This is a genomic window from Aliiroseovarius pelagivivens, from assembly GCF_900302485.1.
Lineage (GTDB): Bacteria > Pseudomonadota > Alphaproteobacteria > Rhodobacterales > Rhodobacteraceae > Aliiroseovarius > Aliiroseovarius pelagivivens.
The window spans coordinates 1,688,211-1,713,838 of record NZ_OMOI01000001.1 but is presented as its reverse complement, the minus strand read 5'-3'; the positions used below and the strand labels follow the sequence as shown (position 1 = coordinate 1,713,838).

Annotated in this window: 25 protein-coding genes and 4 tRNA genes; 17 read left to right on the top strand and 12 right to left on the bottom strand. The window is 58.4% G+C overall.

Annotation, left to right across the window (positions count from 1 at the left end; translation table 11 throughout):
* Nucleotides 1-52: 52 nt before the first annotated feature.
* On the bottom strand, nt 53-262 hold the full coding sequence (rpmF, locus tag ALP8811_RS08350; protein WP_108856658.1) for a 50S ribosomal protein L32: 210 nt from the start codon (nt 260-262) through the stop codon (nt 53-55).
* Nucleotides 263-507: 245 nt separating this feature from the next.
* Complete coding sequence (locus ALP8811_RS08345; RefSeq protein WP_108856657.1) at nt 508-1,104, bottom strand: YceD family protein; 597 nt, start codon at nt 1,102-1,104, stop codon at nt 508-510.
* 144 nt (nt 1,105-1,248) lie between these two features.
* Here ALP8811_RS08345 and ALP8811_RS08340 point away from each other — a divergent pair, with 144 nt between their 5' ends.
* The 3 genes from ALP8811_RS08340 (at nt 1,249) to ALP8811_RS08330 (ending at nt 4,487) form a co-directional block, all read left to right on the top strand.
* Nucleotides 1,249-1,722, top strand: coding sequence for an outer membrane protein assembly factor BamE (locus ALP8811_RS08340; protein ID WP_108856656.1), 474 nt, complete (start codon nt 1,249-1,251; stop codon nt 1,720-1,722).
* Nucleotides 1,723-1,894: 172 nt separating this feature from the next.
* Nucleotides 1,895-2,635, top strand: a complete 741-nt coding sequence (locus tag ALP8811_RS08335) for a GNAT family N-acetyltransferase (protein WP_181363719.1) — start codon at nt 1,895-1,897, stop codon at nt 2,633-2,635.
* Nucleotides 2,636-2,666: 31 nt separating this feature from the next.
* Nucleotides 2,667-4,487: an ABC-F family ATP-binding cassette domain-containing protein gene (locus ALP8811_RS08330; protein WP_108856655.1), complete on the top strand. Its 1,821-nt coding sequence runs from the start codon at nt 2,667-2,669 to the stop codon at nt 4,485-4,487.
* Between the two features lie 80 nt (nt 4,488-4,567).
* Here the strand turns inward: ALP8811_RS08330 and ALP8811_RS08325 are convergent, their stop codons facing one another.
* The 4 genes from ALP8811_RS08325 to tpiA form a co-directional block, all read right to left on the bottom strand.
* Nucleotides 4,568-6,106, bottom strand: coding sequence for a trimethylamine methyltransferase family protein (locus ALP8811_RS08325; protein WP_108856654.1), 1,539 nt, complete (start codon nt 6,104-6,106; stop codon nt 4,568-4,570).
* Between the two features lie 239 nt (nt 6,107-6,345).
* A complete protein-coding gene (gene trhA / locus ALP8811_RS08320) occupies nt 6,346-7,080 on the bottom strand; it encodes a PAQR family membrane homeostasis protein TrhA (protein WP_108856653.1) in 735 nt (244 codons plus the stop codon).
* A 146-nt stretch (nt 7,081-7,226) separates the two neighbouring features.
* Nucleotides 7,227-8,624, bottom strand: a complete 1,398-nt coding sequence (locus ALP8811_RS08315) for a pyridoxal phosphate-dependent decarboxylase family protein (RefSeq protein ID WP_108856652.1) — start codon at nt 8,622-8,624, stop codon at nt 7,227-7,229.
* 114 nt (nt 8,625-8,738) lie between these two features.
* A complete protein-coding gene (gene tpiA / locus ALP8811_RS08310; protein ID WP_108856651.1) occupies nt 8,739-9,485 on the bottom strand; it encodes a triose-phosphate isomerase in 747 nt (248 codons plus the stop codon).
* 131 nt (nt 9,486-9,616) lie between these two features.
* On the opposite strand from tpiA, the gene ALP8811_RS08305 reads away from it, so the two are divergent.
* Nucleotides 9,617-10,534 (top strand): isopenicillin N synthase family dioxygenase, encoded by a 918-nt coding sequence (locus tag ALP8811_RS08305; protein WP_108856650.1) that lies wholly within the window; start codon nt 9,617-9,619, stop codon nt 10,532-10,534.
* On the opposite strand, the gene ALP8811_RS08300 is transcribed toward ALP8811_RS08305, so the two are convergent.
* From ALP8811_RS08300 to ALP8811_RS08290, 3 genes are all read right to left on the bottom strand, one after another.
* A complete protein-coding gene (locus ALP8811_RS08300; RefSeq protein ID WP_108856649.1) occupies nt 10,531-10,839 on the bottom strand; it encodes a TfoX/Sxy family protein in 309 nt (102 codons plus the stop codon). The two genes, ALP8811_RS08305 and ALP8811_RS08300, sit on opposite strands and share 4 nt — an antisense overlap.
* Nucleotides 10,839-11,231 (bottom strand): HesB/IscA family protein, encoded by a 393-nt coding sequence (locus ALP8811_RS08295; RefSeq protein ID WP_108856648.1) that lies wholly within the window; start codon nt 11,229-11,231, stop codon nt 10,839-10,841. The genes ALP8811_RS08300 and ALP8811_RS08295 overlap by 1 nt, the downstream gene beginning before the upstream one ends.
* A gap of 163 nt (nt 11,232-11,394) precedes the next feature.
* Nucleotides 11,395-11,760: an SUF system Fe-S cluster assembly protein gene (locus ALP8811_RS08290; RefSeq protein ID WP_108856647.1), complete on the bottom strand. Its 366-nt coding sequence runs from the start codon at nt 11,758-11,760 to the stop codon at nt 11,395-11,397.
* 258 nt (nt 11,761-12,018) lie between these two features.
* Between ALP8811_RS08290 and ALP8811_RS16245 the strand changes: the two genes are divergently transcribed.
* The 5 genes from ALP8811_RS16245 to ALP8811_RS08270 all read left to right on the top strand — a co-directional run bounded on the left by ALP8811_RS16245 (nt 12,019) and on the right by ALP8811_RS08270 (nt 16,803).
* Nucleotides 12,019-12,273, top strand: a complete 255-nt coding sequence (locus ALP8811_RS16245) for a hypothetical protein (RefSeq protein WP_146184005.1) — start codon at nt 12,019-12,021, stop codon at nt 12,271-12,273.
* A gap of 54 nt (nt 12,274-12,327) precedes the next feature.
* Nucleotides 12,328-13,470 (top strand): tRNA guanosine(34) transglycosylase Tgt, encoded by a 1,143-nt coding sequence (tgt, locus tag ALP8811_RS08285; RefSeq protein ID WP_108857486.1) that lies wholly within the window; start codon nt 12,328-12,330, stop codon nt 13,468-13,470.
* Nucleotides 13,471-13,476: 6 nt separating this feature from the next.
* Nucleotides 13,477-13,962 (top strand): flavodoxin family protein, encoded by a 486-nt coding sequence (locus ALP8811_RS08280; protein WP_108856646.1) that lies wholly within the window; start codon nt 13,477-13,479, stop codon nt 13,960-13,962.
* 232 nt (nt 13,963-14,194) lie between these two features.
* Nucleotides 14,195-16,600, top strand: coding sequence for an endopeptidase La (lon, locus tag ALP8811_RS08275; RefSeq protein WP_108856645.1), 2,406 nt, complete (start codon nt 14,195-14,197; stop codon nt 16,598-16,600).
* A 127-nt stretch (nt 16,601-16,727) separates the two neighbouring features.
* Nucleotides 16,728-16,803: transfer RNA gene (locus ALP8811_RS08270), tRNA-Val, on the top strand.
* 35 nt (nt 16,804-16,838) lie between these two features.
* On the opposite strand, the gene ALP8811_RS08265 is transcribed toward ALP8811_RS08270, so the two are convergent.
* Nucleotides 16,839-17,597: a hypothetical protein gene (locus tag ALP8811_RS08265; RefSeq protein WP_146184004.1), complete on the bottom strand. Its 759-nt coding sequence runs from the start codon at nt 17,595-17,597 to the stop codon at nt 16,839-16,841.
* A gap of 203 nt (nt 17,598-17,800) precedes the next feature.
* Between ALP8811_RS08265 and speB the strand changes: the two genes are divergently transcribed.
* Nucleotides 17,801-18,772, top strand: coding sequence for an agmatinase (gene speB, locus ALP8811_RS08260; protein WP_108856643.1), 972 nt, complete (start codon nt 17,801-17,803; stop codon nt 18,770-18,772).
* A gap of 4 nt (nt 18,773-18,776) precedes the next feature.
* Here the strand turns inward: speB and ALP8811_RS08255 are convergent, their stop codons facing one another.
* Entirely contained in the window at nt 18,777-19,778 is a 1,002-nt protein-coding gene (locus ALP8811_RS08255; RefSeq protein ID WP_245924607.1) for a GlxA family transcriptional regulator, read from the bottom strand.
* 158 nt (nt 19,779-19,936) lie between these two features.
* Between ALP8811_RS08255 and ALP8811_RS08250 the strand changes: the two genes are divergently transcribed.
* From ALP8811_RS08250 to ALP8811_RS08230, 5 genes are all read left to right on the top strand, one after another.
* Nucleotides 19,937-20,012: transfer RNA gene (locus tag ALP8811_RS08250), tRNA-Val, on the top strand.
* A gap of 34 nt (nt 20,013-20,046) precedes the next feature.
* Nucleotides 20,047-20,643, top strand: coding sequence for a histidine phosphatase family protein (locus ALP8811_RS08245; protein ID WP_108856641.1), 597 nt, complete (start codon nt 20,047-20,049; stop codon nt 20,641-20,643).
* Nucleotides 20,644-20,722: 79 nt separating this feature from the next.
* Nucleotides 20,723-20,799, top strand: a tRNA-Asp gene (locus tag ALP8811_RS08240).
* A gap of 150 nt (nt 20,800-20,949) precedes the next feature.
* Nucleotides 20,950-21,026, top strand: a tRNA-Asp gene (locus ALP8811_RS08235).
* 82 nt (nt 21,027-21,108) lie between these two features.
* The gene (locus ALP8811_RS08230) at nt 21,109-21,321 is read left to right on the top strand and encodes an RND transporter (RefSeq protein WP_108856640.1); all 213 of its coding nucleotides are present in this window, start codon (nt 21,109-21,111) and stop codon (nt 21,319-21,321) included.
* A gap of 58 nt (nt 21,322-21,379) precedes the next feature.
* Here ALP8811_RS08230 and ALP8811_RS08225 read toward each other — a convergent pair whose 3' ends face one another.
* Complete coding sequence (locus tag ALP8811_RS08225) at nt 21,380-22,756, bottom strand: M20/M25/M40 family metallo-hydrolase (RefSeq protein ID WP_108856639.1); 1,377 nt, start codon at nt 22,754-22,756, stop codon at nt 21,380-21,382.
* Nucleotides 22,757-23,026: 270 nt separating this feature from the next.
* On the opposite strand from ALP8811_RS08225, the gene hemA reads away from it, so the two are divergent.
* Entirely contained in the window at nt 23,027-24,250 is a 1,224-nt protein-coding gene (gene hemA / locus ALP8811_RS08220) for a 5-aminolevulinate synthase (RefSeq protein ID WP_108856638.1), read from the top strand.
* A 106-nt stretch (nt 24,251-24,356) separates the two neighbouring features.
* A complete protein-coding gene (locus tag ALP8811_RS08215) occupies nt 24,357-25,571 on the top strand; it encodes a helix-turn-helix domain-containing protein (RefSeq protein ID WP_108856637.1) in 1,215 nt (404 codons plus the stop codon).
* The last annotated feature ends 57 nt before the right edge of the window (nt 25,572-25,628 follow it).

Here is a 25,628-nt window from a genome sequence, read left to right as displayed (position 1 = left end):
TATCCCATGCTCGGGGATTTTCTGACATGCCCACCCGCGCGGGGCAAGTGCCTTACGCCGCGTCCTCGTCGTCCAGGTCGATTTCGTCGGCCATGGCAACAACTTCGCGGTCGTCATAGTGGCCGCAGGACGGGCAAACGTGGTGGGGGCGCTTCAGCTCGCCGCAGTTCGAACATTCGTTCGGGTTCGCAGCAACCAGAGCGTCATGTGCGCGGCGGTTGTTGCGGCGCGACTTGGATACTTTGTTCTGTTGGACGGCCATGGTCTCAACCTTCGATTTTGGGGGCACATGGCCCGTTGAATTCTTAAGGCTTCAGGGAAGCCTGCTTATTCTCGTGTCTGAGTCTGGCGCCTCATACGCTGTTTGCGGGGCGCTGTCCAACCCATCTTGTGGAGAAGCCGGGAAAATACTGGGATTCTTTTTTCTTGCAAGTGCCGATTGGGCCGAATTCACCGAAATATGCCGCTTTCTAGCGAGTTTCAGCGTGATGCGCCGCATCTGCGGGTTTATTCCGCGTCGTCCTCCGACTCGGATTTGCTGGCCAATTGGTCACGCAGGGCAGATAGACCCGCAAAAGGTCTGGCGTCCTCATCGCGCATCGGCGCAACTCCGGGGGCGGCGAAGTTGGCTTGATCCAATGCGGCGCCGTCGGCACGCGGAAAGAGCGGCAAAGCCAGCGCAAGGGATTCGGTCATGACCTCGCCCAGATCAATTTCTGCGCCCAGTTGCTCCAACGTTTCATCATCGGGCATTTCCGTTTCGTCCCCGGCTTCAAGCTCGGGAAGGTCGCGCACCCAGCGGCGGCTGATCGGTTCCTCGATCCGCGTGGTGACGGGATCCAGTGTTACAACACAGTCCTGCACTACGGTTGCGCCCAGTTGCGCCTTCAACTGCCAGTCCGTCTTGCCGCGCGCGGTCAACGTACCTTTGAATCGCACCTTGCGCAGGGCAGGCAGGCCCAAATCTGTCGCAATGGCTTTGCATTCTGCATCCGTCGGGATCAGTTCGAACGGGGTCGCTGCGCCGGTCGACAGATCGGCCACACGCAGGACGTGCTGATACACGGGTGTATTCTGGCCCGCGTTGGGCGTATCGGTGCTCATGGCGGTGTCTCCTGACGTTGTGCCAAACCGGATATGGTGGGAATCCTCACCACGGGGATACAAGATCGGGATCGTTTCTTGAACCGTGGCCGTTCCTGCGATAAGCCGATACCTAGAAGCAAGGGTAGAACGCAAGGGGAGCATATGTCTTATCTTACCGATAGGCTGAAACGCACGGGCAAGGCTATTGCTGTTGCCACGCTTGCCATCGCCTTGACGGCGTGCGCCGCAACCTACCGCAACCACGGCTATTTGCCGGTGAAAGAAGATGTGGATCTTCTGGTGGTTGGTAAAGATACACGCGAAACCGTGACCGAGGCGATCGGCAAACCGGGGACCGCTGGGCTGTTGTCTGACAGTGGGTTTTACTATGTTCGCTCGCAGTTCAAGCACTACCTCTACAACGCGCCGCAAGAGGTCGACCGCGAAGTTCTGGCGATCAGCTTTGACAGCAAAGGGCGTGTCGAGAACATCGAGCGCTTCGGGCTGGACGAGGGACGCGTCATCGTTCTTGAACGTCGTGTGACCGAAAGCAACATCAAGGGCGTCAGCTTCCTGCGTCAGCTCTTTGGGTCGTTCGGCCGAATCGATCTGGCGGAGCAGCTGGGCGGAAGCTAAGTACCGCCTGAATCCAGTGAATTGGCGTCGGTCCTCCGGCGCCTTTTTCATTTGTGGGGCAGGGTGCGCAGCTTTCGCTTTCGTCACGTCACCCCTCTGTCATATCTTATGGGCAGAAGGGCGCATGCGCATATGAACGGAATGGCGTTCGCGCAACAAGCGGAGGCACCTCATGCCGACACGGAACTCACCCTGCTTTCGGGCGCGATTTGATGAAACGCAGGCCGACATTCTGGCCGCTCAAGCGTTGCGCCATAAATGTTTTCGCGGAGGCGAGGGGCTGGACACCGACCCCTTTGACGATATGTGCCGTCACATACTGGTCGAGGACGTCGCAACAGAGAAGCTGGTCGCCTGCTTTCGCCTGATGCGTTTTCGAAACGGAACGTCCATCGACGACAGCTATTCCGCGCAGTTCTACGATCTGTCAGCGCTGCACGCCTATGCTTCACCAATGATTGAAGTTGGGCGCTTCTGTGTTGACCCTGACGCTTGTGACAACGCGGATATCCTGCGCGTCGCGTGGGGGGCATTAACGCGGTATGTGGATCAGGAACAAATTGGGCTGATGTTCGGCTGTTCGTCTTTTCAGGGCACGGACGAAGCGCAATACCTCGACACGTTCGCATTTTTGCGTGACCACCACATCGCACCCGAACGATGGCTTCCGCGTGTCAAAGCACCCAACGTGTTCCGGTTTACTCAGCGCTTGCGCCGCACCCCTGACACCAAGCGCGCCCTGCAGGGACTACCGCCGCTTCTGCGCACCTATCTGATGATGGGGGGGTGGGTGTCAGGTCATGCGGTCGTGGATCACGATCTAAATACACTACATGTCTTTACAGGGGTCGAGATCGCTTCGATCCCAGCCGAGCGTGCGCGCCTGCTGCGGGCAGTTGTGCCTCCTGCTTGACCCCACAGGTGCAAGCCCGTAACCCGTCCCCATGGCACGTATACCTCTTCTGCAAATGAACGATATCGCCCTTACCTTTGGCGGCGATCCTATCTTTGATGGCTTGGACCTTGTGGTGCAGCCCAGCGACCGCGTGGCGCTGGTTGGACGCAACGGGTCAGGCAAGTCGACCCTGATGAAGATCATGGCCGGGATGGTGGAACCCGACACCGGCACCCGCGTTCTGTCTCCGGGCGTCTCGGTGGGCTATATGGACCAGCACCCGGACCTGTCAGCCTATGAGACATTGGGCGAGTTTGCGGCCTCAGGCCTGGAGCCGGGGCATGACTATTTGGTCGAACGGGTGGCCGAGGGTCTGAAGATGCGGCTGGATACGCCGGTTGCCACCGCCTCGGGCGGGGAACGCCGTCGCGCTGCGTTGGCCAAGCTGCTCGCTGAAGCGCCCGAGCTGATGCTGCTGGACGAACCGACCAACCATTTGGATATTCAGGCCATCGAATGGCTGGAAAACGAACTGAAGCAGACCCGCGCGGGTTTTGTCCTGATCAGCCACGACCGTGCCTTCCTGCGCGCGCTGACCCGCGCCACGCTTTGGGTCGATCGGGGGCAGGTGCGCCGTCAGGAAAAAGGCTTCGAGCACTTTGAGGCTTGGCGCGACAAGGTTTGGGACGAGGAGGACACGAACCGTCACAAGCTGAACCGCAAAATCAAATCCGAGGCCCGCTGGGCCGTCGAAGGCATCTCGGCCCGTCGCAAACGCAATCAGGGTCGTTTGCGGGCTCTGCACGCTTTGAAAGACGAACGCTCCTCGCAGATCAAACGGCAGGGCGCTGCGGAAATGGCGCTTGAGGCCGGGCCGAAATCCGGTCGCAAGGTGATCGAGGCCAAGGGGATCTCGAAAATCTATGGCGACAAGGTCATTCTGAAACCCTTCGACCTGCGCGTCATGCGCGGCGAAACCATCGCTTTTGTCGGCCCGAATGGCGCAGGCAAAACCACGCTTCTGAAAATGCTCACCGGTCAGGAAGAGCCTGATACGGGCAGCGTGTCCCACGGGACTGGAATCGAGATGGCGGTGTTCGATCAGAACCGCTCGACGCTCGACGAAAACGCTAGTCTGTGGGAGAATCTGACCTCGGACCCTGAAATGCGCATCTCGGGCAAATCCGATCAGGTGATGGTGCGCGGCAACCCGAAACACGTGGTGGGCTACCTGAAAGAATTCCTGTTCTCGGACGAACAGGCTCGGGCACCGGTACGGTCCCTATCCGGTGGCGAAAAGGCACGTCTGATCCTTGCTCGCATCATGGCACGGCAATCTAACCTTCTGGTGCTCGACGAACCGACCAACGATCTGGATGTGGAAACACTGGACCTGCTGCAAGAGCTGATTTCAGGCTTCGACGGCACCGTGTTGGTCGTCAGCCACGACCGCGACTTCTTAGACCGCGTGGCTGAGCGTACCATCGCGATGGAAGGCAACGGGATCGCCACCGCCTATGCCGGTGGCTGGTCTGATTATCGCGCGCAACGACAAGAGGTAGCTTCCCCAGCTGCGAAGAAGCCAGAGAAAACGAAAACCGCACCCAAGGACAAACCCAAAGACAAACCAGCCGCCTCCGGCCTCAGTTTCACCGAACAGCACCGTCTCGATGCATTGCCCGACGAAATGGACCGCCTGACGGCCGAAATTGCGAAGCTGGAAGAGTTCCTGATGGACCCTGATCTCTTCACCAAAGAGCCGGTGAAATTCAAGAAAGCCTCTGAGGGACTGGCCGAACGGCAACAGAAACTCGCCGCCGCTGAAGAAGAATGGCTGGAGCTGGAAGAAAAAGCCGAAACAGCCGGCTAGCTCTTTTTCTTACGTCAAATATCCTGCGGGGGTCCGGGGGTGCAAAACCCCCGGTCCTGTTAATGCCGCAAAGCGCCAACCTATCTCGGTAGGTGGATGTTGAACCGCGCGCGGATGGCTTGGTCCACAATCGGATCCAAATGGGCACGCGATGTTTCGGCCAGAATGGTCTCTTTCCGGGTCTTGGCGGCCTGAACCAAATCAGGCTTGCCGACCTCGGCCCATTCCTTAGGCGACGTGCGGTCGCCAAGGGTCGGATAGACATATTCCGTCTGCATCAGGCTCAAGGTCTGATCTTCGCCCAAATAGTGCCCAGGTCCGCCCAGACAGACCGAGCGCATCAGGTCCAGATCCACCGCATCCTCGGTCACCTCGATGCCGCGCACGCAGCGCAGGGCCTGTCCGATGATGTCGTCACCAAGGATCAGGCTTTCATGGCAGAAGCCCAGAAGGGACGCATGCATGCCCGCCGCCTCATAGACCATGTTCAGCCCAGACAGACCCGCCATGACGTTCGAGCACATCTGTTCCCACCCGGCTTGCATGTCGGGCAGTTTCGCATCCGAAAACCCCGACGCAGCGCCACCGGGAAGCCCATAGAACTGGTGCATCTGCGAGCAACCAGCGGCAAGCAAAGCCTGTTCGCCCGATCCGCCTGACATCGCGCCGGACCGCAGATCGACCACGAAGGGCCATGTGCCAAAAATCGCCGGGTGACCCGGTTTGATCGCGTTGACATAAACTACGCCCGCCAAGCATTCCGCCACGGCCTGAACAATCGTACCTGCCAGAGTGGGCGGGGCGGTTGCGGTGGACATGCCTGCGGACAGCAGCAACACCGGCATACCTGCTGCGATGACCTTCTCCATCACCTCACAGCTTTCGGTGGCGAACTTCATCGGCGGGACAACGAAACAGTTCGAGTTCGAGACGAAAGGACGGGCGCGCCATTTGTCTTCGCCGCCGGCCATCATGTGCAAAAGCTCGATCCCATCATCGACGAAATCCGGTTCGGTGAACGAGGTGCCAATATGTTTGGTGGTTCCCGCCACACAGGCGTAGATCGAGTTCAGGTCCATATCGCGATTATCTGGGATGTCGCGGCAGACCATTGGGCGTTGCAGGAAGTGGATGTTATCCAGTTGGTCCGCGATGCGGGCCGCGTCGTGCAGATCCTGCACGGTGCTGTCGCGGTATTCGCGGCCATCGACATCTACCATATGCACTGCCGCACCTGCCGTGCCGTAGTGCACACGCGTGCCTGAAAGGTTCATGTCATGCTGTGGGTCGCGCCCGTGCAAGGTGATGTTCTTGGCAGCTTTGGCCAGCATGTCCTCGACCAAGGCGCGGGGGAACCTCAGGCGACCGTCGTCGCCCAGTATGGCGCCGGCGCGGGTCATAATCTCGATGCCAGATTGTGGCGCGTCCGCCAGGCCGATCTGTTCCAGCGCGTCCAGGGCGGCTTGGTGGATGCGCTCCATTCCCGCCTGAGTGAGCGGCTTGTATGCGCCACCTTCAAGACCGGCGCGTACCGGGCGGGTTTCCTTGGCCAAAGGGGCTGCGCGAAGGGCCTGACGGGCCTGGCGGCCGCCCGCGCGGCGAGAAGTTCTTGTTGTCATGTGTGGGATATCCTTCCTGCTGTTTGTCAAATTCTGAGAAATGACATCAGCAGGGGCGACCACGCGCCGCGCGACCGCGCTCGGCGCCGATTGTGCGCACGACGATCGAAATTTTCCAATCCAACCGGTCCATAGTGTTCCTCCACAGAGTTAACTATTGGAGACGTCAGCCGAGGATTCTATTCCGTTTGCGTCATTCACTGTGACGCTTTCTGTACCCCTAAGGGGGCTGGGAAAGATCACGACCACGCCACCATCACCACGGCGGCATAGTGCGCCGCGGCACCTAGAAGCACATGCACATGCCAGATGGCCCGATTGAAGGGCACGTGTTCGCGCAGGTGAAACAGAGTGCCGATGGTGAACAGAAACCCACCGCCGACCAGAAGGACTAGTACCCCAAGGCTGACGCTTGCCAGCAATGGCCCGATCATCAAGACGCCCATCCAGCCCAGCATCAGGGTCAGCATGAAGCCTGTCCGCTCGAACCGGCACAGGAAGAAAAGCTTCAGCGTCATGCCAAACAGGGCGACGCTCCAGATCAGGGCAGCCCATGCCACACCGGTGCTGCCGCCGATCCCGATCAGCGCGATGGGCGTATAGGTGGCAGCGATAAAAAGAAAAATCGCCGCGTGATCAAAGCGGCGAAGAACGGAACGGGCAGATGTGTGCAGGGTCATGTTGTAGGCCGCGGAAAGCGCGAAGCTGGCGACCATCCCAATACCATAGACCATCAAAGGTGGTAGATGCCCCATTGGCGCATCGCCCGAGGCCCAAAGGATCAGCGTGATCGACCCGATCAGCGCGGCGATCACCCCCAGCCCATGCACGACCCCGTCGGCCACATATTCGTGAAAAGTAAAGTGCTGCCCGAAATGGTGTCGGTCGGGCAGAGTGTCAGTGTGGTGGGCAGTACAGCTGTCCGACAGGTTTTCAGTGTAGCCGCCCAGAAAATGTTCACGGAAACGATCCATGTGAATACCCTCTTTCGCTTGCCTCTAATATAAGGGGCGATACAGGCTTGGGTGTGCCGAGCTTTGGTCAATAAAATGTCAGTTGCTCGTGACACCAGCCCCTTTAGAATAGAGCATACTCACGAAAATGTAAAGATTTCCTGACGTTACAGATCTTGTGCAAGTTCTGCGAGAACGGAAGGGATCGTCATCACGTCTTCTCGCGTGCAGGTGAACTGTCCTACGGACACGCGAATGACGAAGGATCCGTCGTGATATGTCTGGGTCAGATAGATGCGCCCGTCGCGGTTCACACGCTCCAAAAGTTCGGCCGTTTTGGCGTCGTCCTGATAGCGGAAGCTGAACAGTGACAGGATCGGGGGCGTGGTGATTTCGAAGCCGGGCAGGGCGGCAATGGCGTCGCTGGCTTCGTTCGCCCACGCGACGTGGTTGCGGATACGAGCGCGTAGGCCCGACAAGCCCTCGGCGCGCAGCAGGAACCAGATTTTCAGCGCACGGAACCGGCGACCAAGGGGCAGGGTCCATTCGTTGTAGTTCACGATCTCGTCTGCGCCCTGCGTCTTCAGGTATTCCGGGCGCAGGCCCATCGTGCCAATCTGTGGGCCGGGGTCGCGCAGGAACTGAACGGCGCAGTCAAACTGCGCGCCCAACCATTTATGCGGGTTGAAGATGATGCTGTCGGCTTGCTCGATTCCCGCCCAAAGATGCCGGAACTCTTCGCAGATCATGGCCGAGCCAGCCCAAGCAGCGTCCACATGCACGGTCAGACTGTGACCATGCGCAACCTTGATACAGGCGGCGATGTCATCGCAGGCCCCAATCGAGGTGCCGCCGACGCACAGGACAACACCTGCAGGTTTGCGCCCGGCGGCGATGTCCTCGCGGATCAGGCGATCCAGCGCGTCCGGGTCCATCGACCATGTTGGGTGGCCGGGAATGGTGGGAACCTTCACCAGATTGTCCTGCCCGATTCCCGACAGGCGCACGGCCTTGTCGACACTGGAATGGGTCTGCGCGCTGGCATAGATGCGCAGTTGAGGCGCGCCGGAGAGGCCCTTGGTGATGCCTGTGTGATCCAGCGCAAGCTCGCGCATCGTTGTGACCGCCGAGAACGTGGCAGTCGTCGCACTGTCATGAATGGTGCCGGTGAAATCCTCGGGCAGGCCCATACCATCGCGCAACCAGCGGATCACGAGATCTTCCATTTCATTGGCGGCAGGCGCGGTCTGCCACAGCATTGCTTGAGCGGACATCGCGTTGGCCAGTTGCTCGGCCAGCATCGATGCAGGGGCGGCGTTCGCGGGGAAATAGGCAAAGAAACGCGGGTGCTGCCAATGGGTCATGGCATCGGGTACAAGCCGTGTGAAGTCGTCGAAAATGGCTTCGATTGCTTCGGGGGCTTCTGGAATAGGGGCTTCAATCTTGGCCAGAAACTCTCCGGGTGCGATGTCAGGCCGCACAGGGCGGTCACGAAGGCCGGCGTGATAGTCGCGAGCCCAATCGGCGGCGCGTTTTTGCCAGTCGGCCAGATCATCATAGTTCATCGAAGGCTCCTGCGATAATTAATTGCGATGTTAAGTATATGGGGCGTTCTGTCAAGATATGAAAAACCCCGACACAATGGCCGGGGTTTTGAATTGTTGGAGTCACAACGGGGATCAGGCCGAGGCCAGCGCCGTGATGATCTGGCCAAAATCCTTGGCCTTTAGGCTGGCCCCGCCAACCAGGGCGCCGTCCACGTTGGACACACCAAAGATATCGGCAGCATTGTCTGGCTTGACCGATCCGCCATAGAGGATTCGGGTAGAAAGCCCGACGCCGTCGCCATAGCGGCGCACAAGCCGCGCGCGGATGAAGTCATGCACTTCGCCGATCTGATCCAGTGTCGGCACTTTGCCAGTGCCAATCGCCCAAATGGGTTCATAGGCGACAATCAGGTTCTCGGCCGTGACCTGATCAGGGATCGAGCCCGCCAGCTGCCCGCCGATGATATCAAGTGTGTTGTTGGCCTCGCGCTCTTCAAGGCTTTCGCCCATGCAGATCACAACCTTTAAACCGGCCTCAATCGCGGCGCGGGCTTTCAGGCGCACATCCGTGTCGCTTTCGTCGTGATCTTCGCGGCGCTCAGAGTGGCCAAGGATCACATGGGTCGCGCCCGCGTCTTTCAGCATCTGGGCCGAGATGTCGCCCGTATGCGCGCCGGTTACCGCCTTGTGGCAATCCTGCCCGCCGATGGCGATGCTATCGCCGCTGACGGATGCGGCCTGATTGATCAGCGTCGCAGGAGGGCAGACCAGAATATCACACTCTGCGTCACCATACCCCTGTGCCAGCGCGTCCAGTTCGGCCAGGTTATCTTGCAGGCCATTCATCTTCCAATTGCCCGCTGCCATCTTGCGCCGCATATCAAACTCCCTCGTCATGTTCGGCCCGTTTTCCGACGCGGGGCACTGGGCGTCAAGCCCTGCGGCCATTTTGCCATTGATCCGTAGGGTGCCTGCTGTAGAAGCGGGCAAGATTATCTTCGAGGTCCCCGATGATCCCCAGACTGGATGCCGCCCTGATTGATGCCCGTGACCCTGCCACGATGGCCGAGCTTTTGCGCGGGGTGCAAGAGGTGGGTTTTCTGACCGTGCACAATACGGCGATCAGCACCGATGAGCTGTCTGCGACAATTGCGATGTATCGCAAGTTCTTTCACCAGCCCAAGCAGGTGAAAGAAGCCGTCAACATGGCAAAGACGGGCGCCAATCGTGGTTGGGGTGCTGCGGGCAGCGAACAGGTCGATCCTGCAGCCAACCCGGATTTCAAAGAGGTCTTTGATTGCGGTTTTGAATTGGCGGCGAATGATCCGCTGCGCGCGCAGAACCTGTCGGTTTACGGTGACAACCAATGGCCCGAGCTTGAAGGCTTTCGCGAGGCCATTCAGGCCTATTACGCCAAAGCGCTGGGCGTCGCGATGGGCGTGCTGCGCGGGATTGCCGCTGCGATCGGCGAGGATGAGACCTATTTCGATGCGGCCTTCACCCGTCCGATGGCGCTTTTGCGCGGGAACTACTATCCGCCGCGCCCTGATTGGGCCGGGGACAAGGACTTCGGCATCGCGGCGCATACGGATTACGGCTGCGTGACGCTTTTGGCCTCGGATGGGGTGGCCGGTCTTGAAGTGCTGGGGGCTGACGAAAGCTGGCTGCTGGTCAACGCACCGCTTGGGGACTTCGTGATCAATTTCGGCGAGATGTTGGAGATGTGGACCGAAGGCCGCGTGAAGGCCACCTTGCACCGTGTCGTTGGATCAGGAGAGGAGCGCGTTTCAGTTCCGATGTTCTTCAATCCCAACCACGACACCAATGTGGCCCCGAAAGACGCCGATCGGGTGATCATGGCCGGAGATCATATGAAAAAGCGGTTTGACGAGACGTATCTGCACCTGATGGCGCAGACCGGATCCTAAAGCGCGTCCAGCGCGCGACGTGCCCAGTCGGTTGCAAGTTCGGGGTCGTCCAGCGCGTCTTCGGGCAGGGTCCAATATCCCATTGTCTTGCCACCCATCCCAAAGATGCGGCTACCCGCATCGGCCATTGCATCAGCAAATGCGCCTTTTGCCTTCAGAAACACTTCACCCTCGCTGGACAGGATCGCAAAAACCTGACCGTCGCAATAAAACGTGGCCCCACCCATCATTTTGCGATGCGTCAACGGACCAAGCCCGGAAAAGAGCTCTTTGACAAAGGCGATGTCGCTGTCTGTGACAGCCATCAGAATTTCGGAGGGGCGTTCAGATCCGCAGGGGCGGCCGACAACGTGTCGTCAAACTTAATCGACTCGCCACAACCGCAGGCCTCGGTCACGTTGGGGTTGTTGAACTTGAAGCCGCTTTCCAGAAGCGAGACCTCATAGTCGATCTCGGTTCCGAACAGGAACATCTGCGCCATGGGGGCGATCATCACGCGGGCATTGCCTTGTTCGACCACCTCGTCATGAGGCTCGACCTCGTCGACATAGTCCATGGTGTACTCCATCCCCGCACAGCCGCCTTTCTTGACGCCGATGCGCAGGCCCTTATGGCCGTCCTTGTCCATCAGCCGGGCAATCTGAGCCTCGGCCGCTGGGGTCATGGTGATGGGTGACTTGCCGGGAATGCCGAACATGTGTGTGATCCTTGTCGCTTGTCTTTAATTTAAGCAGGCTGACCGGCAATCTCAAGCGGGGCAGGTGGGAAATCCGGTAAAGGGCTGAGAAACGCAAAACGCAACCCGATTGGGTCGCGTTGGCTTTGGTTGCTTAGACATGTGTCGGTATAAGCCGGCGGGCTTACATAAAGCCCAGTTCCAACCGAGCTTCGTCCGACATCATCTCCATGCCCCAGGGCGGTTCCCAGGTCAGTTCGACATTCACCTGCTTGACGCCGGCCACGGGTTCAATGGCTTCGACCAGCCAACCGGGCATTTCGCCAGCTACCGGGCAACCGGGGGCGGTCAGGGTCATGATCAGGTCGACCTCGTTCTGGTCGTTGATCTCGATCGTGTAAACAAGACCAAGATCGTAGATATTCACGGGGATTTCCGGGTCATAGACCGTACGACAAGCCTCGACCACCGCATCGTAAAGCGGGTGTTCTACACTGGACGGTTTGATCAGGGGTTCCCCTTCAATCCGGGTATCTGCTGTATCGGTCATGCTGGTCTCGCTCTAATCCTGACCGAACATATAGGGTTCTCGTGGCAAGAGGTCCAGAGCTGCAGTGACAGACATGGGAAAATGCCCGGAAACAGTGTACGATTGACCTGCAAAGATTTCGAATTGTTCAGCTTTAATTTGACGAAGATGTGGCCAAATTTCGCCATAGTTGTAGGCCAATTCTATCTGCAAGATACGCCCCATTGGGGTGATGTGCGTGTATTTGGTGACGGGGATATATAAGGGGTGCGTGGCGACATGACCACGGAGTTTAAAGGCTCTTCAGACCGAGGAGATGAGGAAAGAAACCGGATAGATCAACTGTCCGGTGCGGCGCAAATGGTTCAGGGGTTCACCTATGATCATGCAGCGCATCTTGATCCCACGACTGTGACCGAACTGATGCTGATCAGCCGTAGACTGGAGCGTTTGGCCGAACGTTTGGAAAATGATCCCGGCGTTGTTGCCGCTCTTGCTCAGGCAAACAAGGCAAAGACTGCGCCTGAAGGGTAGGCGGATCTGACAATAGCACTTGGCTTTCGCGCCGGGTTGGGCCACATCTCGGCCATGACTGATCAAAGCACGAAAAAGTTTTCTTATACGCTGAAGGCAACGGATGGGCGCGCACGCACCGGGGTCATCCACACGCCGCGCGGTGACATCCGCACGCCGGCTTTCATGCCCGTAGGGACCGCGGCCACGGTGAAGGCAATGATGCCTGAAAGCGTCGCAGCCACCGGGGCGGATATCCTGCTGGGCAATACCTATCACCTGATGCTGCGGCCAACGGCCGAGCGGATCGACCGGCTGGGCGGGCTGCACAAGTTCATGAACTGGGACAAGCCCATCCTGACGGACAGTGGCGGGTTTCAGGTTATGTCGCTGGCCAGCCTGCGTAAGCTGACCGAAAAGGGCGTGACCTTCAAATCGCATATTGATGGGTCCAAGCACGAGCTGACGCCGGAGCGGTCGATGGAGATCCAGAAGCTTCTGGGATCAGACATCGTGATGTGCTTTGACGAATGCCCCGCGCTGCCCGCCGATCGTAAACGGATTGCAGAAAGCATGCGTCTGTCGATGCGCTGGGCGCAGCGCTCGCGTGATGCCTTTGGGGATCGCCCGGGGTATGCGCTGTTCGGCATCATGCAGGGTGGGCTCGAGCGTGATTTCCGCGAAGAAAGTGCCGAAGCGCTGAAAGAGATTGGCTTTGAGGGCTACGCCATCGGAGGTCTGGCCGTCGGCGAGGGGCAGGAGGCGATGTTCGATTGTCTCGACTACGCGCCCGGTTTCCTGCCCGAGGACAAACCGCGTTACCTGATGGGCGTAGGCAAACCTGATGACATTGTGGGCGCGGTGAAGCGCGGCGTCGACATGATGGATTGCGTACTGCCGTCCCGATCCGGACGCACGGGTCAAGTCTGGACCCGCATGGGCGTTTTGAACATCAAGAACGCCCGTCACCAAGACGACCCGCGCCCGATTGATGAAAACTGCACCTGTCCGGCCTGCACGAACTACTCGCGCGCCTATTTGCACCACGTGTTCCGCTCGAACGAGATGATCTCGGGAATGCTGTTGACCTGGCACAACCTGCATTACTTCCAAGAGATCATGCAGGGCATGCGGGATGCAATCTCTGAAGGGCGCTTTGATGCGTGGGAGGCCGACTTCCACGCAAATCGTGCGCAAGGGGACATCGATCCGTTATAAGGGGATATGGCAGAGCTTCTGATCATATGGCACTCGCGTACCGGCGGCAGTCAGCAAATGGCCGAGGCCGCATTTGCTGCGGCCCGGCACGAAGGAACGGCACGTATCCTGACCGCAGAAGAGGCAAGGCCTGACGATCTGTTGTCGGCTTCGGGATACCTGTTCTGTGCGCCGGAAAATCTGGCCAGCCTGTCGGGGCAGATGAAAGAATTCTTTGATCGGTGTTACTACCCCGTTCTGGGCCGGATCGAGGGGCGCCCCTATGCCCAGATGATCTGTGCGGGATCGGACGGGCAGGGGGCTGCACGACAACTGGCCCGGATTGCCACAGGCTGGCGTCTGCGCGAGGTTCAGCCGCCCCTGATCCTCTGCACGCATGCCCAAACTCCCGAGGCAATCTTGGCCCCGAAACAGTTAGACGCCGAGGCCTTGGAGCCGTGTCGCGAGCTTGGGGCCGCCATGTCTGCCGGCCTTGCGCTGGGCGTCTTTTGATCCGGGCGGTGGGTCAGTCCGCAATTTCCTGTGGATAATTTCGGGACCCGCCTTGTGGATCGTGAATTTGCTGGTCACAATGATGTCAAACGCTCGCCGGACGCGGTTGAAAAACCCAATTCGCACCCCCATTTCGGCGTGACAGGCCTGTTAACCAAGGCTGAATTCCAGGAGGAAGTGTGATCTGCCGACAATCGGGGACACGCTGACTGCCCAACTATAAGGAAGATCAATGAGTGAGCAACTGAGCCAATCCTTCCCGGTCCTGCCGCTGCGCGACATTGTGGTGTTCCCCCACATGATCGTACCGCTCTTTGTCGGACGCGAGAAAAGCGTGCGCGCGCTGGAAGAGGTCATGGCGGATGACAAGCAGATCCTGCTGTCCAGCCAAATCGACCCTTCGGTAGATGAACCGGACGTGGATGGCATTTATCAGGTGGGCGTGTTGGCCAATGTGCTGCAGCTGCTGAAACTGCCCGATGGCACCGTCAAGGTGCTGGTCGAGGGGCAGTCGCGTGTGCGCATCACAGACTATGTCGACAATGCCGACTACTTCGAAGCTTTCGCCGAGGTGATCGACGAACGCCCCGGTGACCCGAACGAGATCGAAGCGCTGTTGCGTTCGGTCGGCGAAGAGTTCGAGCGTTACGGTAAGATCAAGAAAAACATTCCCGAAGAAGCGCTTGCCGCCGTGTCCGAAACACGCGCGCCTGACAAGCTGGCCGACCTTGTGGCGGGCCATTTGGGCGTCGAGGTTGAACAGAAGCAGGAACTTCTTGAAACCTTCGTCGTGTCCGAACGGCTCGAGAAGGTCTATGGCCTGATGCAGGGCGAAATGTCGGTCCTGAAGGTCGAAAAAAAGATCAAGACCCGCGTGAAATCCCAGATGGAGCGCACCCAGCGCGAGTACTATTTGAATGAGCAGATGAAGGCCATTCAGAAGGAACTCGGCGACGGCGAGGAAGGTCAGAACGAACTGGCCGAGCTGGAAGAAAAGATCGAGGAAATAAAGCTTTCCAAGGAAGCGCGCGAAAAAGCGGATGCCGAGCTGAAGAAGCTCAAGAACATGTCGCCGATGTCGGCAGAAGCCACCGTTGTGCGCAACTATCTGGACTGGATGCTGGGTCTGCCATGGGGCAAGAAAAGCCGCGTGAAGAAAGACCTGAACAATGCTCAGAAAGTGCTCGACGCTGATCACTATGGGCTTGAGAAGGTCAAGGAACGCATCGTCGAATATCTTGCGGTTCAGCAGCGCTCGAAAAAGCTGAAAGGCCCGATCATGTGCCTTGTTGGCCCTCCGGGCGTGGGTAAAACCAGCTTGGGCAAGTCGGTCGCCAAGGCCACGGGACGCGAGTTCATTCGCATCTCGCTGGGTGGTGTGCGTGATGAAAGCGAAATTCGCGGTCACCGCCGGACCTATATCGGCTCGATGCCCGGTAAGATCATTCAGGCGCTGAAAAAGGCGAAAACCACGAACCCTCTTATCTTGCTTGATGAGATCGACAAGATGGGTCAGGATTTCCGTGGCGATCCCGCGTCTGCGATGCTGGAAGTGCTTGATCCGGAACAGAACTCGACCTTCGTCGACCACTATCTTGAAGTGGAATACGATCTGTCGAACGTGATGTTCCTGACGACGGCGAACTCCTACAACATGCCGGGCCCGCTTTTGGACCGGATGGAGATCATCACGCTGGCCGGTTACACCGAGGACGAAAAGCGCGAGATCGCTTCGCGTCACCTTCTGCCCCAGACCATTCAGGATCACGGGCTGAAGAAGGGCGAGTTTGCGGTGCCGGAAAGCACTCTGACCGACATCATCCGCTACTACACCCGCGAAGCAGGTGTGCGGAACTTGAAGCGTGAGCTGGCCAAGCTGGCGCGGAAAGCCGTGACCAAGCTGGTGAAGAAAGAGGCTGAAGCCGTCGAGATCACACCTGAATTGCTGGATGACTATCTGGGCGTGCGCAAGCATCGCTTTGGATTGGCTGAAGAGGCTGATCAGGTGGGCGTCGTGACCGGATTGGCTTGGACCAGTGTTGGTGGCGATCTGCTGTCGATCGAGGCTCTGCGCCTTCCGGGTAAAGGTCGGATGAAGACCACCGGGAAACTGGGCGACGTCATGAAGGAATCGATTGATGCGGCCAGTTCCTATGTCCGTTCGATTGCCCCTGAAATCGGTGTGAAACCGCCGCAGTTCGAAAAGTGGGACATCCATGTGCACGTGCCGGAAGGCGCGACGCCGAAGGATGGTCCGTCTGCCGGTTTGGCTATGGTGACGTCCATCGTGTCTGTCCTGACGGGCATTCCGGTGAAGAAAGACATCGCTATGACGGGCGAGGTCACGCTGCGCGGGAATGCTTTGGCCATCGGCGGCTTGAAAGAAAAGCTGCTGGCCGCGCTGCGCGGGGGCGTCAAGACCGTTCTGATCCCGGCAGAGAACGAAAAGGATCTGCGCGAGATCCCGGACAACGTGAAAGAGGGGCTGACCATCATCCCCGTCAGCCATGTGTCCGAGGTTCTGGAACATGCTTTGGTGCGCAAGCCTGAAGCCGTCGAATGGGACGAAGCCGCAGAAGAGGCCGCCGCCAAGGCGCTGGCCAAGGATGCGGGCGGATCGGGTGCCGTGGCGCACTGATCCCAGCCGGATCGACAAGATCATGGGGCGCGGCAGTCATCTGTCGCGCCCTTTTTTCGTCAGGGGGTAATTGGCTGCATTCTGCCTCTTGCACCCTCCGCACGGCGGCGCTAAATAGCGTCCAGTCGGGTGATTAGCTCAGTTGGTAGAGCGCTTCGTTTACACCGAAGATGTCGGGAGTTCGAGCCTCTCATCACCCACCATTTCCCTTTGATAACAAAGCGATGATGCCCTTGGTTCAGGGGGCAGATCCAGTGCGCGCGCGCCGCTGATCAAGATAGGTTTTCAGGCGCTGTTTATACCGCGATGAGTTGCGGCCAATCAGTCCATGAACGCCACGGAGCGCGCCTACGGACAGATCATCCTCGATAAAGGCCCGCATGATTTCATGCGTGACGCCGGTGCCTTCCATGTGTTTCAGCGCAGTGTGACCGCCGAAGGGCAGAGCGACGGGCTTAAGATCCGGGTGCAGGGTGCGAATGTGTTCTGCATGCAGGCGATCCTGCGGAGCTTGCCGAGGGTCATAGGCGATGATGCCCTGAAGGCGCGGCCCATCGTCTAAAGGCTCAAGGTGGTCCAGCGTAGGGTCCAGCAACGCGGCCTCTTGCTGATATCCAGACTCGTAAGGCGCTTTCGATTGCATGATGGAATACTGCGGAGACAACAGCAGAACCCGGCGCAGGCGCAGGGCATTGGCAAACAGCAACGCCCCGTATCCCCCCATCGAGAACCCGACCGAGCAGCTGTCCTTGCCCTGACACAGTTCTGTCAGAAAACCGCGCAACCGGATGGTGTCTTGATTCAGAAACCAGTCATTCTGGGCCGTCTGAATATAGATATGCCCATAGCCGTGGTTCAGGGCTGTGTTCGAGGGACTGTAGTCGGGGAAAGACGCTCTTTCGCGTCGCCAATGGTCAAATGTGACGAACAGGTGAGGCCGCTCGACCGAGCATCCGATGACTCGGAGTGAGGCGCCGTCAAAAAGAAGTTCGGTCAAGTTGGACCCCAATAGTTCCGTTGTCACATGCCGCAAACGCGCGCGTCGCGTCACAAGGGGCAACCTACGGCGCGGTGGGTCCCCGATTCAAGTCTAAGCGCGCAGGGATCTTCGGGTAAATGTGTTGGGGCGTTGGGCGAATTCTGCTTTCTTCTTGGCAGGTTTTCCGTTTCACTTCTTCAGTCACGCAATAGGAGGGACGTATGTCAGATCACGGCTATGCAGGCGGTCGGTTGAACCTGCCATTTGTTGGAATCGCCACCTTTGGCAAGAAGCCCTACGTGGAAAACTGGGATCAAATTGACGCCGACGTGGCCGTCTTGGGCGCACCGTTTGATTTCGGCTGTCAGTACCGGTCCGGCGCACGGTTCGGCCCGCGCGCAGTGCGCGAGGCCTCGACCCTGTTCAGCTTTGGTCATGCGGGTGCTTATGACCACGAAGACGACGCGACCTATCTGGGCGGAGACGTTCGGATCGTTGATCTGGGCGACGCGGATATCGTTCACACCATGACCGATAAAAGCCACGCCAATATCGAATACGGCGTGAAGAAGATCTTGGATGCGGGCGCGCTGCCAGTGACCATCGGGGGTGACCACTCGATAAACATCCCCTGTATTCGCGCCTTTGAGGAAGACTGCGCCGAAAAGGGGCCCATCCATGTGGTGCAGATCGACGCCCACCTGGATTTTGTCGACGAACGCCACGGCGTGACCGAAGGCCACGGCAATCCCATGCGCCGCGCGATTGAGAAAGACTATGTCTCGGGCATGACGCAGCTGGGGATTCGCAATGTCTCGTCCACGGCGAAAGAGGGCTATGAAGATGCACGCGCGCGTGGGTCAGATATCCTGTCGGTGCGGCAGGTGCGCAAGCTGGGGACAGACGGTGTTCTGGACCGTATCCCCGAAGGCGCGCGCTACTATGTAACCATCGACATTGATGCGTTCTGCCCGTCGATTGCTCCCGGCACGGGTACACCCAGCCACGGCGGCTTTGCGTACTATGATGTGCTGGAGATTCTACAAGGTCTCAGCAAACGCGGTGATGTGGTTGGCATTGATCTGGTCGAGGTCGCGCCAGCCTATGACCCGTCTGAGAGCACGCAGATCTTGGCAGCACAGCTGCTATTGAACTTCCTTGGCTTCATCTTCCACAACAGACAGGCCGGGTAGGGGCTTATCCCCCGCCGGCGGAAAACCGGTGGGGGGACATGCCGAAGGTCTCGCGGAACCGTTTCGAGAAATAGGCCGCAGAATCATAACCGCAGGCGATGGCCACATCGACCACAGGCATATCCGTTTCAGCCAGCAAGATGCGGGCGCGTTGCAGGCGAAGGTCTTGCAAGTATTTCTTGGGCGTCGTGTCCAAATGGTGGCGAAACAGGCGTTCCATCTGGCGGCGCGAAATGCCCAATTCCTCGGTGACATTGTCCAGATTGACGCTGTCTTCGAGGTTCTCCTCGAAATAGGTCAGCACGCGCACCAGCTTTTCATTGCGCACCCCGATTGTCGCCGAGGTCGAACTTTGCTGGCGGTCTGTTTCCGACCGTTGGACGGTGTGCAGGCACATGTTCAGGACGGCCTGCGCCAGAACCGGCCCATGCGTGTCATAGATCAGGCGCAGAAACAGATCTGTTGCGGCCGCGCCGCCGCCACAGGTCAGAACGCGGTTGTCGATGGTGTAAAGCTGTTCGACCGGATCAAGATCCGGGAAATGCTCGCGAAATGGGGCGATGTTTTCCCAATGCAGTGTGAACTTGTGCCCGCCTAAAATGCCTGCTTTCGCCAGCGTATACGCCCCAGTGCACAGCGATCCGACCGTACGCCCCAGACGCCACTGCAAACGCACCCAGTCCGAGACCTTCGTCGATACGGATTTCTCGGGCTGAACGCCCGAGCACACAAAGATCCGGCTGCTGGCTGGCGTATCGCCGATGGGGCGGTCAATGCCGATCTCGATGCCGTTTGAACAGCGTACATTCTCGCCGTCTTCCGACATGGTGGTCCAGCGATACAGGATCTGCCCGGTCAACTGGTTGGCAATGCGCAAGGGCTCGATTGCTGACGTAAAGGCCAGCATCGACAAGTTGTCCAACAGCACGAACACGATCGGTTCGGGCTCGGTCGGAGGAGTGACGGCGACATGTGCGACGCCCTTTGGAACGACGGGTTCTTGCATGGCAATCCTGACAGCTAACAGGTGCAGTCTAGCGCTCTTTGCCATGCAGACAAAGTAACTCAGCGTCCAGTTTTAATCCGTCCGCGTCAGAAAATGAAAAAATTGGATTTCCCCTCTTGCCAAGCCCCGGCGAATAGCGATATGTCGCGTCCCACGGCGGGTGATTAGCTCAGTTGGTAGAGCGCTTCGTTTACACCGAAGATGTCGGGAGTTCGAGCCTCTCATCACCCACCATTTACTCCCCACAGGTATCGTGCATGATCCCAGCATGGGATCTATCTATCCGGAAATCTTCGTTATTCGTCACGGGCAAACCGTGTGGAATGCGGCTGGTCGCCATCAAGGGCGATTGGATTCGCCGCTGACCGCAAAGGGGCAACGCCAGGCCGTTGCGATGGCTGGCATGTTGCGACGTGCTGTGGGGGATCGGACGGATTTTATGGTGTTCAGCTCGCCCCAAGGGCGGTCGATGAACACAGCGCGCATTGTGACTGCCGGGACAGGCGCGCCTATCACGCAAAATGCGCTCCTTACCGAGATCGCGTTCGGGGCGTGGGAGGGCAAGACCTTGGAACAGATTCGCAAGAGCTGGCCGGATCTGGCGGCGCTTGCTGAACAGGACATGGTGAACTGGCATTTCAATGCGCCGGGGGGCGAGACATTGCTGGATCTTGAGGCACGCGCAGACAGTTTGCTGAACGCACTACGTGGGCCTGCCGTGATATTCACCCATGGCGTGCTATCGCGCGTGTTGCGCGCCCGCTGGCTGGGGCTGGACGATGGCGGAATGATGGATCTTCCGGGCGGGCAGGGGGTCATATTTCACCTTCACCCCGACCACGGCCACTGCGTGATCGAAAAATAATTCGAAATCTGCAAAAGGCCGCTTGACGCCCCCGACGGGTGGGCCTAGAACGCCCAAACAGTCGCAAGACTGGCAGTGAGCGGTTGTAGCTCAGATGGTTAGAGTACCGGCCTGTCACGCCGGGGGTCGCGGGTTCGAGCCCCGTCAACCGCGCCACCACTGCCCTAAAGAAGCCCCGCCTTTGGCGGGGTTTTTTCGTTGTGCAGGCACCGAAACGCTGTCGCTACCGCCGCCGATTTTTTCGCCACAATCCGTATTTTTTCCCATTGACCCTTCGGCGACCTCGGGCTATTCCAGCCGCCACGCGCGGTTGTAGCTCAGTTGGTTAGAGTACCGGCCTGTCACGCCGGGGGTCGCGGGTTCGAGCCCCGTCAACCGCGCCACTTCACCACATTACGTTTGATACTCTGCCCTGTTAGGGCAGGTGAACCTGCCTGGCGAAACCCTTTGGATCAGGAGATCTTTATGTCCTTCATTGATGAAATGCCGTTCTCGCTGATCCTGATTGCCTGCCTGACATTGGGGCTGGCGCCCTATGCGCCGCCGCATGTCTGGGAGAAGCTGGGGATGCTTGCGTCTGGAACCCTGGTTAAGCCCGTCGATATCTTTGATCTGGTGATGCACGGCGCACCGTGGCTGCTGCTGGTTCTGAAGCTGGTACGCTTGAAGCGGGCATGAAAAACCCCGAAAGGCGGGGCCTTCCGGGGTTCTGAAGTCTTTTGGTGACTAAGAGAACTTAAGCCAGCTCTGCCAGGATCCGTGCCCAGCTGCGAATGCCTTTGTGGAAACTCTCAAGGTCATATTTTTCGTTCGGAGAATGGATCTTGTCGTCATCATTGGCAAAACCCACCAGCATGCTTTCCATACCTAGGATCGACTTGAAATAGCCCGCAATCGGGATTGAGCCGCCCATGCCGGCAAAGACAGCTTCGCGGTTCCATTCGTCCGACAGGCCTTTCTGGGCCGCACCAAACTCGGGCCGGGTGATGTCCATCACCGAGGCGGGAGAGCCTTCCAGATCATTGTCCCAGACCACTTTCATATCGGGCTTCAACTGAGCCTCGACATGGGCGCGCACGCGGTCGCGTAGCTTGTCCGGGTCCATGTCGCCCACCAAACGGCAGGTAATCTTGCAATGCACTTCCGACGGAATCACGGTTTTCGATCCGACACCGTTATAGCCACCCCAAATGCCGTTCACTTCCAGCGTCGGGCGGGCCCATTGCTGTTCCAGACACGACCGGTCCTTTTCGCCGTGGCTGATCGTATACCCGGCATTGTCCAGATAGGCCTTCTGATCGAAGCCCGAGTCCTCCCACGCGTCCAGTTGATCCTGCGGGGTGTCGTGGACGCCCTCGTAGAATCCCTCGACCGTGACTTTACCGGTTTCGTCATCATAGAAGCTGGCGACGATGCGAGACATCTCGCGCAGCGGGTTTAGGCCCGGACCGCCATAATGGCCCGAGTGCAGATCCAGCTTCGGCCCGATCAGGGTAAACTCGTCCTTCAGCATCCCGCGCAACTGGCTGGCAATCGACGGTACACCGGGGCTGACCATGGATGTGTCACAGATCAGAGCGATATCAGCGGTCAGTTCGTCGCGATTCTGCTCCATGAATGGCACAAGCGACGGAGACCCTGATTCCTCTTCCCCCTCGAAGAAAATCGTCAGTTTTGCAGGCAAAGACCCATGCACCTCTTTCCAGGCGCGACAGGCTTCGACGAAGGTCATCAACTGGCCTTTGTCATCCGATGCGCCACGGGCGCGGATGATTTTACCATTGGGCGTGTCTTCGACAAACGGCGCGAACGGGTCGTGGTCCCATTTGTCCAGCGGATCGACAGGTTGCACGTCATAGTGGCCATAGAACAGAAGGTGGCGATCGCTGTCACCACCATGGCCAACCACCATGGGATGGCCGGGGGTGTCGCGCCTATCAGCCTGAAAACCAATCGTTTTCAGATCGTTCACCAGCCAATCTGCGGCGGTCACGCAGTGATCTGCAAAGGCGGGGTCGGTGGAAATCGACTGGATGCGAAGCAGCTCCATCAAACGGTCGAGAGCGTCGGGAAGGCCCGCATCAATGCGGTCCAGAACTTGATCAAGCGACATATCGTGTCTCCGATAACGGGAAGTTTGCGCAGAGCCTATCACTGCCATTGCCACTGTCCAGATCCGATCCGCCCCAAACGGCGCTTGGACGAGTTGTCGCGTTGGCCATGAAAACTCTTCCGTTTGAGGTGGATCAATGTAAAACGGCGCTCAGTCCCGGAAGATGGGTAAGCGAACAGGCGCAATATACGTTTTTTTGAATGCGTTTTGCGGGGGAATCCCTGTATAAGGCTGCGCAGGGAATAGGATGAAACGGCCCGGGAGGGTAAATTGGACTACGATCACAAGCTGGACGAGGCGCTATCGCGCTTGCATGAGGAAGGGCGCTACCGCACCTTCATCGAGATTGAACGCCGTAAAGGGCAGTTCCCTCATGCGACATGGAGCAAACCCGATGGAAGCGAAATGCCGGTCACCGTATGGTGCGGCAACGACTATCTGGGTATGGGACAGCATCCGGTTGTGCTTGAAGCCATGCATGAAGCGATCGACGCCACGGGCGCCGGTTCGGGTGGCACGCGCAACATCTCGGGTACCACGATCTATCACAAACGGCTGGAAGCCGAGATTGCGGATTTGCACCAAAAGGAAGAGGCGCTTCTGTTCACCTCGGCCTATATTGCCAATGACGCGACCTTGTCGACGCTGCCCAAACTGTTCCCCGGTCTGATCATCTATTCGGACGCGCTGAACCATGCCTCGATGATCGAAGGCGTGCGCCGCAATGGTGGCGCAAAGCGCATCTTCCGTCACAACGATGTGGCCCATCTGCGTGAACTTCTGGAAGCTGACGATCCTGCGGCCCCGAAGCTGATTGCTTTTGAAAGCGTCTATTCGATGGATGGCGATTTCGGCCCGATTGAAGAACTCTGCGATCTGGCGGACGAGTTCGGTGCGCTGACCTATATTGATGAAGTACATGCCGTGGGCATGTATGGCCCGCGCGGGGCAGGGGTTGCCGAGCGTGACAATCTGGCTCATCGGATCGACATCATCAACGGTACTCTGGCGAAAGCCTATGGCGTGATGGGCGGCTATATCGCTGCCTCGGCCAAGATGTGTGATGCGGTGCGTTCTTACGCGCCCGGCTTTATCTTCACGACCTCTTTGCCGCCCTCGGTTGCGGCGGCTGCGGCGGCATCGGTGAAGCATCTGAAAACGGATCAGTCGCTGCGCGAACAGCATCAGACCCAAGCCAAGATCCTGAAGACCCGCCTGAAGGGGATGGGGCTGCCGATCATCGATCACGGCTCGCACATCGTTCCGGTGATCGTGGGCGATCCCGTCCACACCAAGCAACTGTCAGATATGTTGTTGGAAAACTTCGGAATTTACGTTCAGCCGATCAACTTCCCGACTGTGCCACGCGGTACCGAACGGTTGCGGTTTACACCGTCGCCAGTTCACGGTCCGGACGAGATGGACAAGCTGGTGCGCGCCCTAGATAGCCTGTGGTCGCATTGTGAGCTAAATCGTGCCGAGCTGTCGGCGTAAGCTGAAAGTTAATATACACAATTTTGCGTGATGTGTTACTTTCCCCATAGGGAAACGATGAACCACGAATCGTATCCTAGGGACAAAAGGCATCAGGAGCAGTTGTATGATCGGGCGTTGGAGCACGTCTCAGGTCGAGGATGAAGAACAACCTACGGGGTTCGATTCCTACGAAGTCCTGTTGGGCGATGTGATGCGCGGAGAACGTGCAACGCTTGGTAAGTCTCTTCTGGATGTTCAGCGTGAACTGAAGATCAAAGCCACCTACATTGCAGCGATTGAAAATGCAGACCCCTCGGCCTTCGCGTCGCAGGGGTTCATTGCCGGTTATGTGCGTTCGTATGCGCGGTATCTGGGACTTGATCCCGAATGGGCCTATTCCACGTTCTGTGCCGAGGCCGGCTTCGAAGTGGACCGCGGCCTGTCTTCGAATGGTCTGCCCAGCGAAAAGAAAGCGCGAAACGCTTCCGAGCATCGTGGTGATCCGCTGGCCAACCCGAATGCGAGCTGGGTGCCGCAAAGGGAAAGCGTTTTTACTGGCATCGAGCCCGGAGCGATTGGATCGATTTCAATGCTTCTCTTGCTGATCGGTGGGCTGGGCTATGGCGGATGGGCCATGTTGAAAGAGGTTCAGCGTGTTGACTTCGCCCCGATTGAACAGACGCCGGGTGTATTGTCTGAGCTGCCTGAGCTGGAAACCACCCCCGATGTCAATCAAAGCGAAAGCACGCAAGTTGCGACGGCTGGTCTGACCACGCCTCCCACAGTGGAAGCATTGGATCGTCTCTATCGTCCGCAAGCGTTGGACGTGCCGGTTCTAACCCATCGCGATGCGCCGATTTCGACGTTGAACCCCAATTCGGTCGGCGTTCTGGCTGGGCTTCAAACGCCCGAGTTTCCTATTGCCGAAGAAAGATTCCCGGAAAGCGACACACGGCTTGCGAGCGCTTCACCTTCAGCTGAAAGTAAAGTTCAGGTGTTGGGGGCAGATGCCGCGGATGTGGCTGTTTTCGCCGTGCGCCCGTCTTGGGTACGCATTCAGTCGGCAGATGGCAGCGTGATTTTCGAAAAGATTTTGGACGCAGGTGAAACCTATGTCCTGCCGAAGACAGAACAGGCCCCTATTTTGCGTTCGGGAAATGCCGGTTCGATCTATTTCGCAGTGAACGGGGCGGCCTATGGCCCCGCGGGCGACGGGCCATCGGTTGTCAAGAATGTGGCTGTGTCTCACGACGCAGTGCTTGAGAACTTCGCGCTTGCCGATCTGGAAGGCGACGCCGACTTGGCAACCGTCGTGGCTGAACTGCAAGCCGCCGAATAACCACATATTGAGCGATCTGTTTTCGAGCGCGCCTTGTCGCCCGCGAGATCGCGGGTT